The 9291-nt window shown below is 56.3% G+C and carries 10 protein-coding genes; 3 read left to right on the top strand and 7 right to left on the bottom strand.

Going from position 1 to position 9291, the window contains the following annotated elements:
- From ABYP39_RS14770 to ABYP39_RS14750, 5 genes are all read right to left on the bottom strand, one after another.
- A partial coding sequence (locus ABYP39_RS14770) for a neutral/alkaline non-lysosomal ceramidase N-terminal domain-containing protein (protein ID WP_372783281.1) occupies nt 1–848 on the bottom strand: 848 nt, incomplete at its 3' end.
- Between the two features lie 39 nt (nt 849–887).
- Nucleotides 888–1787: an alpha/beta fold hydrolase gene (locus ABYP39_RS14765; RefSeq protein WP_372783279.1), complete on the bottom strand. Its 900-nt coding sequence runs from the start codon at nt 1785–1787 to the stop codon at nt 888–890.
- Nucleotides 1788–1795: 8 nt separating this feature from the next.
- A complete protein-coding gene (locus tag ABYP39_RS14760) occupies nt 1796–2437 on the bottom strand; it encodes a thiol:disulfide interchange protein DsbA/DsbL (protein ID WP_372759905.1) in 642 nt (213 codons plus the stop codon).
- Nucleotides 2438–2605: 168 nt separating this feature from the next.
- Nucleotides 2606–3229, bottom strand: a complete 624-nt coding sequence (locus ABYP39_RS14755; protein WP_372759379.1) for a cytochrome c — start codon at nt 3227–3229, stop codon at nt 2606–2608.
- A 40-nt stretch (nt 3230–3269) separates the two neighbouring features.
- On the bottom strand, nt 3270–3572 hold the full coding sequence (locus ABYP39_RS14750; protein ID WP_372750588.1) for a cytochrome c5 family protein: 303 nt from the start codon (nt 3570–3572) through the stop codon (nt 3270–3272).
- A 165-nt stretch (nt 3573–3737) separates the two neighbouring features.
- Between ABYP39_RS14750 and yihA the strand changes: the two genes are divergently transcribed.
- Complete coding sequence (yihA, locus tag ABYP39_RS14745; RefSeq protein WP_372783277.1) at nt 3738–4385, top strand: ribosome biogenesis GTP-binding protein YihA/YsxC; 648 nt, start codon at nt 3738–3740, stop codon at nt 4383–4385.
- A 218-nt stretch (nt 4386–4603) separates the two neighbouring features.
- Here the strand turns inward: yihA and polA are convergent, their stop codons facing one another.
- Nucleotides 4604–7318, bottom strand: coding sequence for a DNA polymerase I (gene polA, locus ABYP39_RS14740; RefSeq protein WP_372783275.1), 2715 nt, complete (start codon nt 7316–7318; stop codon nt 4604–4606).
- 270 nt (nt 7319–7588) lie between these two features.
- Between polA and ABYP39_RS14735 the strand changes: the two genes are divergently transcribed.
- The gene (locus tag ABYP39_RS14735; RefSeq protein ID WP_372747322.1) at nt 7589–7843 is read left to right on the top strand and encodes a hypothetical protein; all 255 of its coding nucleotides are present in this window, start codon (nt 7589–7591) and stop codon (nt 7841–7843) included.
- Nucleotides 7844–7890: 47 nt separating this feature from the next.
- Here ABYP39_RS14735 and ABYP39_RS14730 read toward each other — a convergent pair whose 3' ends face one another.
- Complete coding sequence (locus tag ABYP39_RS14730; protein ID WP_372747321.1) at nt 7891–8727, bottom strand: metal ABC transporter solute-binding protein, Zn/Mn family; 837 nt, start codon at nt 8725–8727, stop codon at nt 7891–7893.
- Nucleotides 8728–8788: 61 nt separating this feature from the next.
- On the opposite strand from ABYP39_RS14730, the gene ABYP39_RS14725 reads away from it, so the two are divergent.
- Nucleotides 8789–9271, top strand: coding sequence for a Fur family transcriptional regulator (locus ABYP39_RS14725; RefSeq protein WP_372783273.1), 483 nt, complete (start codon nt 8789–8791; stop codon nt 9269–9271).
- Nucleotides 9272–9291: the final 20 nt, after the last annotated feature.

Below are 9291 nucleotides of genomic sequence, written 5' to 3'. Positions count from 1 at the left end.
TCGCCTCGGCCATCGAGAAACTCGCGCCGCTCAGCCTCGCTGTTACGCTCAAAGGCGGGCAGCGAACGGTTAATGTTGGTATTGAGAAGCTCGCCAATACCCAGGGTTATGGGCGCGGTAGCGGTATTGGCCTGCAAGTTGGCATCAGCCTTACGGATTGATTCAACGATACCCCTGACGATGACATTCAGGTTGTCTTCATCGAAGCCGAAGTGAAATAGATTAAAGGCTTCATGATGAGAATAGCCAGCGGGCCCGGAGTGAGTGTGAGTCGCCGAGAGCATCAGGTTATCCGGACCGTAGCGCGTGGCAAGCTGCGCATCGGCAGCGATCGCTGCCAGCACGCCCTGGCGCACAGATCCGAATATCATGCCGGTATCTGTAGACACGAAAAGGATACGTTTGCCGTTACAGGGGCTTGCTATGGCAAATGCCCGTGCATACTGACGAGTATGCACGCCACTGAGCACCTGAGCCGGGTCTTCCCACCCCATACCGCCAGTGTTAGCAACCACCCCGGTAATATCCGCGATACCACTACCAAAGCGAAACGCCGTGTTGCCAGCGCAATCACCGCTCTGATCGGCGACGCTGATATTCAATGCATTCAGGTTAAGCTCGTAGTCACCGCTGCTGTCGGCAACATAACCTTCGGGAGCGGTCTGCGCCGCAAAACTGGCCGGCACCAGCGCCGGATTGTCACGTAGACAGGCCGCGAGCGCCGGATCAGGCGCTGTTGTTGCCGACGCACCCGACGGCGTACCGCCTGATGAAGAGCTGGAGCCATCACAAGCCGCCAGAAAAAGAGCAACACAAAGGAAGGGGAGTTGGCGATGTATAAAATTCATGACGGAGCACTGCAAACATTCAATACTCCATCATAACCCTCAGGTTTCGGCGCGCAACTCCGCCAAGAGATTTTTGAGAAGTTCACGCAGTACCAGTGGCTGATCCAGTAGCACGTGATGATGAGCATCAGCAACCTTGATCGGTGGCCGCCCATTACCCATGTAACCTACAGTTCTTTCAGCCATTTCTCGTGGCGCAACGATACTGTGCTCGCCGTATATAAACGCTGTGGGGCAGACGATAGCGGGCAGTAAATCGGCCTCAGGCACCTCTACCGGCTCCAGGGTAAGTGTGATTCGGTCGTCAAATTTCCACACCCAGCCCCCAGCTTCTTCACGCAACGAACCGCGCGCAACATGCTCAAACACGGCGGGCAAGGTGCTGTTTTCCTGCGGTATCAGGCGAAATCGTGCGATAGCCTGCTCGAGGGTAGGGTAGACCCGCTTTGGCCGCAATTCGGTGGCGCCGCGCGATGGCGTTTCACCAGCGTTTCGAGGCAGGCTGATTCGCGAGTCGATTATCGTCAGGGTCTGAATTTTATCGGGGTAACGCGCTGTGGTCTGAATACTTACCAACCCGCCGAAGCTATGCCCAACCAAATTGACCGGCGCCATGGCCTCGGCGTCGATGACCGCAGCCACTTCCCGGCAATATGTTTCATAGGCATAACTGTCCCGATAGCCACTGTCGCCCATACCACTGAAATCCATCGCCACCACCCGATAACTGTCGAGAAGGGCAGGGGCTGTCATATCCCACCAGTGCGCGTGGGCGCAGAAACCGTGCACGAGCAATAATGCAGGTTTGTCGGTTGCCTCGGGATTCCAGCACAGATAGTGGATTGCGCAGCCATCGACGGTAACCCGGCGTGATTGCGCTCTGTGGCGCAGCGCGTCGGCCATCCAGTCCGGCGCGCTGCTCACGTTTGAAGCTGTCAAAAGCTAACCTACTGCGCGCTGTTGCGCTCTTGTTGCACCAGATAGTCAACCACTTCCAGCATACCGCGCTGACTGCCAGCGGTACGGGTGCTGACCCGGAATTTGCCGTTAACGATCATTTCCGGGGTGCCCTGGATCTGGTAGCCACGCGCGCGGGCATCAGCCTGCTGCACCTGACTGTTTACCGCAAAGGATTTGAAGGCCTTGTGGAACGTGCTTTCTTCCACACCATATTTGGCAAACAGCGTTGCGATGGCATCGGGCGTTGTCAGCATATTGCGCTCAACGTTGATAGCCTCAAAGATGGGCTGGTGGACCTTGTCCAAAACGCCCAGCGCTTTTGCCGTATAGAACGCGCGGGCGTGAATTTCCATCACCCGGTTCCACATCGCGGGAGACTGTACAAACTCGACATCCTTGGGCAGTTTTTTAGACCAGGCGTGAACCATGGGCTCGAAATGAAAGCAGTGGGAACAGCCGTACCAGAACACTTCGGTAACTTCGATTTTGTTCGGGTCAACGGTGCGCACTGGCGTATCCAGTCGCACGTAATGTTTACCTTCTTCGAAGCTTGTAGTGGCGTCCTCGGCACAGGCGGCTATCGACAGCAGAGTTAACAGGCTGGCGATCAGCCATCGGCGTATGAGCATTATTCTCTCCAGGCTAAAACATTGTTCATCTGATCAGGATTACAGGCATCAGTTCCCGCAAACTTGGTTTTTTAAGCCCGCCTGCAGGCACGTAACAACACATTCTAAATAAAAAAGGCGACCGAAGCCGCCTCTTTTTCCACCTGCCTGTCAGGACCAATACCGGTATCAGTACAACCCCTGAATATAGGCAGCCAACGCTTTGATTTCGTTATCGCTCAACTGGAACGCGATCGTGCGCATGGTTTTGGTTTCTTCACCGTCGTTCATGCGACCGCTGGAATCTCCATCGGCAGCGGCACGGAAAGATTTAAGCTGGGCCTCGGTGTAGGCCGCGTGCTGGCCCGACAGCATTGGAAAACCAGCTGCAGCATTGCCTTCACCGGCCGGTGAGTGACAACCGGTACAGGCTGGAATGTTGCGCTCGATAATGCCGCCACGGTAGATCGCCTCACCTTTTTTGGCCAGATCGGCATTGGCCTGGCCAACGCTGCCATTCTGGCTGGCAAAGTAGGCAGCGATATCAGCGATATCCTGCGCACTCATGTTGTCGAGCTGACCTGCCATTGTAGGCACCGGGCGCACGCCAGATTTGATGTCATTCATTTGCTTGATCAGATATTTTTCATTCTGACCCGCCAGCTTGGGGAAAGTGGGCGCAGCGCTGTTGCCGTCAGCACCGTGACAGGCGGCGCAAGATTGAGATTTTGCTTTGCCCGCTTTTGCGTCACCCGCAACAGCGGGGAGGGCGAACAACAGCGAGGACAGAATGACCAACAGTGATTTTTTCATGGTGTCTACTCAGTATCTTGTCTAAATTCGGGCGTGGGATTTACGACTTCGGCTTAGCCATCAGCTCGATCAACGCTTTGAAATCCTCGTCGGAGCAATCAAAACACATGCCTTTCGGCGGCATTGCCTTGATCCCGTTTTTGGCGTTTTCGATCAGCGTGTCCATGCCTTTCTCTTCAATGCGCTTGTTCCAAGTATCGGCGTCACCCGTGCGTGGCGCACCCGCAGCACCGGCAGCGTGACAGATAGCACAGGTACGGTTATAGCGATCTTCCAGCGCATCCGCCTGGGCAGTGCCGACCAGAACGGCAGAAAACAACAGTGCAGCGAGGGATTTCTTCATATCAGCTCTCACGAATTACAACAGACATCGCAACGGAAAACGTCCAGCAGGATGACCGAGAAAAAAAACTGCGGCATTATACACAATGCCACCGGGGGGAGGCCAACCCTACGGGGGCAGCACTATAACCCCTTTGAACACCTCATTCCACCTGAGAGACCCACCATGGATGACATTCCGGCCATCATTTATCGCCGCGCCCGCTTTCAGCAAAGCGCCCCCAGCCTGCGGGAGTGCCCGGACGATATCGGCGCCGAAGTGGCTTTTGCCGGTCGCTCAAACGCCGGCAAATCGAGCGCCATCAACCGACTGACGGAAAACAAGAAGCTGTGCCGAACCTCGAAAACCCCCGGCCGCACGCAGCTGATCAACTTTTTTAGCCTGAGCGACACCCAGCGACTGGTCGATCTGCCCGGCTACGGATTCGCCAAGGTGCCCCCCGAAGTGAAAAAGAAATGGGAGCGCCATCTGGAACAATATCTCTCGGAACGCCGCTGCCTGCGGGGCATGGTGCTGATGATGGATATTCGCCACCCGCTACAGACCTTTGACCTGACCATGATCGAGTGGGCAGCCCAAAGTGAAATGCCGGTGCGTATTTTGCTAACCAAGGCGGACAAGTTCAGTAACGGCCAGGCCAAGAACACACTGCTAAAAGTAAGGAAGCACTTACAACCCTACGGCGCTCTGGTACAGGCGCAACTGTTTTCAGCCCTGAAGGGCACTGGGCTTGAGGACCTAAAGGAACAGCTGGATCTGTGGCTAGCGGCGACGGACGAAGACGAGGAGAGCGAGGAGGGAGAAGCGCCCTGAAAACCGGCAGCGCCCCTTTTCGCACCAATGAGAGCCAACAAAAAAGGCCCGGTGCATGGGGGAGCACCGGGCAATCAGCTTCTCTGGGGAAAAACCGACTCATGGAGAAAGTCGGCCAACAGCTATGCTGCTGTATTAGCTTAGAAGGTTTCCCAGCTGATAAGTTCCCGTTTCCCGGGAATTGGTAATATTCCCGGAACACCAACAATAACAGGGGCTTAGTGGGCCTCATCCCAGTTATTGCCGACACCCAGCCCCACTTCCAGCGGCACCGCCAGTTGCGCGGCGCCCTCCATCAGTTTCTCAAGCTGTTGCGACACGCTATCCACCTGATTTTCCGCCACTTCCAGTATCAGTTCGTCGTGAACCTGCATGATCATGGCCGCATCCACATCGCTGCTTTGCAACCACGCATCAACCTCGATCATCGCCCGTTTAATAATGTCGGCAGCCGTGCCCTGCATCGGCGCATTGATCGCTATGCGCTCGGCAGCCTGACGGCGCATGCCATTGCTGGCCTTTATATCCGGCAGATACAGGCGGCGACCAAATAGGGTTTCCACGTAACCCTTCTCTTTGGCGTTGACCTTGATGTCTTCCATAAACTGCGCCACGCCGGGATAGCGGTCAAAATAACGATTGATGTAATCCTGAGCCTCGCCGCGCTCGATATGGAGCTGTCGGGCGAGCCCAAAGGCCGACATACCATAGATAAGGCCAAAGTTGATCGCCTTGGCATTGCGCCGCTGCTCGTCAGTGACCTCCTCCAGCGTAGAGCCGAAGACTTCAGCTGCCGTCGCGCGGTGAATATCCGCGCCCTCAGCAAAGGCTTTGATCAACCCCTGATCATTCGACAGATGGGCCATGATGCGCAGCTCGATTTGCGAGTAGTCCGCCGCCACCAGCTTATAGCCGCGCTCCGCCACAAAGGCCTGGCGAATACGCCGCCCCTCAGGCGTTCTGATGGGAATATTCTGCAAATTCGGGTCCGTAGACGACAGCCGACCCGTGGCCGCCACAGCCTGATGGTAGGACGTGTGAATACGCCCGGTTTTGGGGCTGATCATCTGGGGTAGCTTGTCGGTATAGGTAGACTTGAGCTTGGCCATACCGCGGTAATCCAGAATCAGCTGCGGCAGCCTGTACTCATGGGCCAGCTCCACCAGCACCTCTTCAGCCGTTGACGGCGCACCTTTCGGCGTTTTTTTCACTACCGGCAGCGCCAGCTTGTCGAACAGAATTTCGCCGAGCTGCTTGGGTGACGAGAGGTTAAATGGTCCGCCAGCCTCCTCGTGAGCGGCCTTCTGGATGGCGTCGATTTTTTCCGCCAACTCCTGGCTCTGCTTGTCCAGCAACGCCCGATCCACCTTGGCGCCAAAGCGCTCCATCCGGGACAGCACGGGCACCAGCGGCATTTCAATGGCGCGATAAACGTCATCCAGCTCCTTTTCGGCCGCTATCTGCGGTCGCAGTGTCTGGTGCAGTTTCAGGGTGATATCGGCATCTTCGGCGGCGTAGTGGCCCGCCTCTTCAACTTTAATCTGATTAAAGGTCAGCTGCTTGGCACCCTTGCCGGCAATGTCTTCATAGTGAACCGTGGAGTGGCCCAGATATTTCAGCGCCAACGAGTCCATATCATGACGGTTGCCGGCTGCGTCCAGAATATAGGACTGCAGCATGGTGTCCTCCGCGATACCGCGCAGCACAATGCCGTGATTAACCAGCACATTGGCGTCGTATTTCAGATTCTGGCCAACTTTGGGTTTATCCGGATTTTCCAGCAGTGGCTTGAGCGCACTTAGCACCTCGTCTTCGCCGAGCTGGTCTGGCGCCCCGAGGTAATCGTGGCCGAAAGGCACATAGGCGGCCTTGCCAGCCTCTACCGCAAAGGACACACCCACCACCCGCGCCTCCATATAGTCGAGGCTTGTGGTTTCGGTATCAAATGCAAACAGGGGAGCGGCATCCAGCTGGGCCAGCCACGCATTCAGCGCCCCTTTGTCCAGCACAATCTCGTAGTCGACTTTGATCTCTTCCACAGGCTTGGTTTCACCACCCGCCAACACCTCATCAATCCAGGTATTGAATTCCAGCTCCCGGTACCAATGCAGCAACTCGTCGGCGTTCTGCTCTCCCTGCTGAATCTCGTCAAAGGCCAGCGGCAGCTCCACATCGAGCTTGATCGTTGCAAGCTCATAGGAAAGTTCGGCTTTTTCGCGCTCATTTTGGAGCTTTTCCGGGAGCTTTTTCGCGCCGCGAATGGGCAGCTCCGGAATCTGTTCAAGCTTCTGGTAGATATCTTTCAGGCTGCCGAGGTTTTGCAGGAGGGCGAGGGCAGTCTTTTCGCCCACGCCGGGTACGCCGGGAATGTTGTCGACTTTGTCACCCATCAGGGCCAGATAATCAATAATCAACGCCGGCGGCAGGCCGAACTTTTCTTCCACGCCTGCCGGATCCATTACCGTGTCGGTCATTGTATTCACCAGCGTCACATGGTCATTCACCAATTGCGCCATGTCTTTATCACCCGTTGACACCAGCACCGAGCGACCAGCCTTGGCGGCCTGGGCGGCGAGGGTACCTATGACATCGTCAGCCTCGACACCCTCGATTGCCAGCAGCGGCAAGCCCATGGCCCGGATAATGGCGTGAATGGGCTCAATCTGCTCGCGCAGCTCTTCCGGCATGGGCGGGCGATTAGCCTTGTATTGCGGATAAATGTCATCGCGGAAGGTTTTGCCTTTCGCGTCAAATACCACGGCGATGGTGGCGTTGGGGTAATCCTTTTTCAGCCGCCGGATCATATTGATCACCCCTTTAGCAGCACCGGAATTACGGCCGGTTGAGGTGGTGAGCATGGGCAGGGCGTGAAAAGCACGGTAGAGGTAGGAAGAACCATCTACCAGCACCAGGGCGGGATCAAGGGTGGTCATGGGAAGTCGGAGCCTGTTATTCGCTGAGCGCGGAAGTGTAGCACGGCGTCAAATTTCGCCCCAAGATGGCGGCGACGTGAGAGATTTATTACAAAAGTGTTACCTTCGTCGCACCACTGGTAACACTTTATGCAAATTAGCACCGGGGATGAGCAAAATTACACCAATTTAATGGGGAAGATTGATCCGCGATGTGTTACCTTACGTAACATCAAATGTAACAAGGCATTTGATAACGGGCACGGAGCCCATGTAAGGAGGAACCAAGCGATGAAAAGACTTGCAAGTGCAATCACTTTGACGATTGCCAGCACGCTGGCGACTGCCGCCGATCCGCAAGTTCGTATCGACGAGTCGCTGGTACTGGCCTACAACTCTACTGACGTCACGACCAGCACCGCTCAGGAAGAGACCATCTCTTCTGACAAGAGCCTGCAGGTCATGCATCGCACACTGGACGAGGTTTCCGCCTCTCTGGGTGCCGAGCTGGACGCACGCATAGCAGAGCTGATGACAAGCAAGTAAGGCCAAAACTGACTGCGGTCGTGCCACGCATGGCCGCCTTTATTTTTTTACTCCCTGCAAGCCAAAAAGGCTTCTGCCAGGGAGAGGTAGTACCGGACAAAGGCATCACTACCGCCCTCAATCCCAGCACCCATGGGGTCCAGCGTAATCTGCTGCACTTCAACCCCGTCCAGCAAACGCTGCATCAACTTACCGTCGTGCTGGGGCTCTCTGAACACACAGCGAAACTCCCCCGCCAGCAAGCGCGACCGAAGCGCCACGATATGGGCCGCACCAGGCAAATGGTCGCCACCGGGGCTGACAATCGCCGCCGGCGCCAGACCGTACTGCTGCTCAAAATGGGTATAACCTCGATGCGGCAGCAGATATGGAGGGTAGCTGCGCGTAAACTGCTGTCGCAGCAACAGATCTTCCTGCCGCAATAAGGAAATCAGCCGCGCCGCCCGCGCCAAAAATCCCGCCTCATGGCGCGGACTCTTTCTCGCCAGCGCTTTGGCAATGGTTGTGGTCATGTCCACCACCTGATCCACACTCAGCCAGATATGCGGATCTGTTTTGATCGCCTCGCCCGCCAACACCCCAAGGGGCAGCACATTCTCGCGATCGCGCATGGCCGACGCCAGAAAACGCTCCAACTCCGGTCCCACCCAAACGATAAGATTCGCCTTCTCCAACGCCTGCCACTGAGACGGCTTCAACCGCGCATCATGCGGCGAAAACGCGGGCGGCAGCAGCAACTGACTATCCACATTGTCACCGCCCACCGCGGACACCAGCATCTGTATGGGCTTTACGCTGCTCAGCACGGTGAGGGTACTGGCCAACACTGCCCCCGGAGCAGTCAGCAGCACCAGCACTGCAATCACCAACCTGTATCGAGTCAAAACGTGAACCTCTGCGGAAAATGCAATATTATAACATTGTAAATCTTCAATGGGATACGCCATGGGCGCACCAACAGCCTACGAGAAACACGACCACCGACGCTGCATCAAGGATGCTTTACAAGCAGCCCGGCAAATATGCAAAGCCAGCGGCGCGCGCCTGACCAGCCTGCGAGAGCAGGTGCTCATGAAAGTGTGGCAGAGCCATAAACCGCTTGGTGCCTATGCAATTCTCGAGCAGCTCGCCGCAGAAGGGCAGGGCCACCCGGCACCGCCAACGGTATATCGCGCTCTGGATTTTCTGCAGGAACATGGCCTAGTACACCGCTTATCCTCCCTGAACGCCTATATCGGCTGCGATTTGCCGGGCGAACCTCACGACAGCCAATTTCTGATTTGCCGGCACTGCCAGACCACGGTAGAAATGGCTGCAGAGCCGGTGAGCCAGGCGCTAACCAGCTGCGCCGCCGCCCGCGGATTCACGATTCACCACAGCAGTGTTGAGATCGTAGGTTCCTGCCCAAACTGCCAGGCGGCCGTATGAAACCCCTGATTTCACTCGAT

The sequence above is a fragment of the Litorivivens sp. genome, assembly GCF_041625495.1.
GTDB lineage: Bacteria > Pseudomonadota > Gammaproteobacteria > Pseudomonadales > Spongiibacteraceae > Litorivivens.
This window is presented reverse-complemented; position numbering and strand designations above follow the sequence as displayed.

Bases quoted from the DNA above. Each gene is read 5' to 3' on its own strand.
- ABYP39_RS14735 (WP_372747322.1), top strand. From the start codon at position 7,589: ATGAAAAGACTTGCAAGTGCAATCACTTTGACGATTGCCAGCACGCTG.
- ABYP39_RS14750 (WP_372750588.1), bottom strand. From the start codon at position 3,572: ATGAAGAAATCCCTCGCTGCACTGTTGTTTTCTGCCGTTCTGGTCGGC.
- ABYP39_RS14725 (WP_372783273.1), top strand. From the start codon at position 8,789: ATGGGCGCACCAACAGCCTACGAGAAACACGACCACCGACGCTGCATC.
- ABYP39_RS14755 (WP_372759379.1), bottom strand. From the start codon at position 3,229: ATGAAAAAATCACTGTTGGTCATTCTGTCCTCGCTGTTGTTCGCCCTC.
- ABYP39_RS14760 (WP_372759905.1), bottom strand. From the start codon at position 2,437: ATGCTCATACGCCGATGGCTGATCGCCAGCCTGTTAACTCTGCTGTCG.
- yihA (WP_372783277.1), top strand. From the start codon at position 3,738: ATGGATGACATTCCGGCCATCATTTATCGCCGCGCCCGCTTTCAGCAA.
- polA (WP_372783275.1), bottom strand. From the start codon at position 7,318: ATGACCACCCTTGATCCCGCCCTGGTGCTGGTAGATGGTTCTTCCTAC.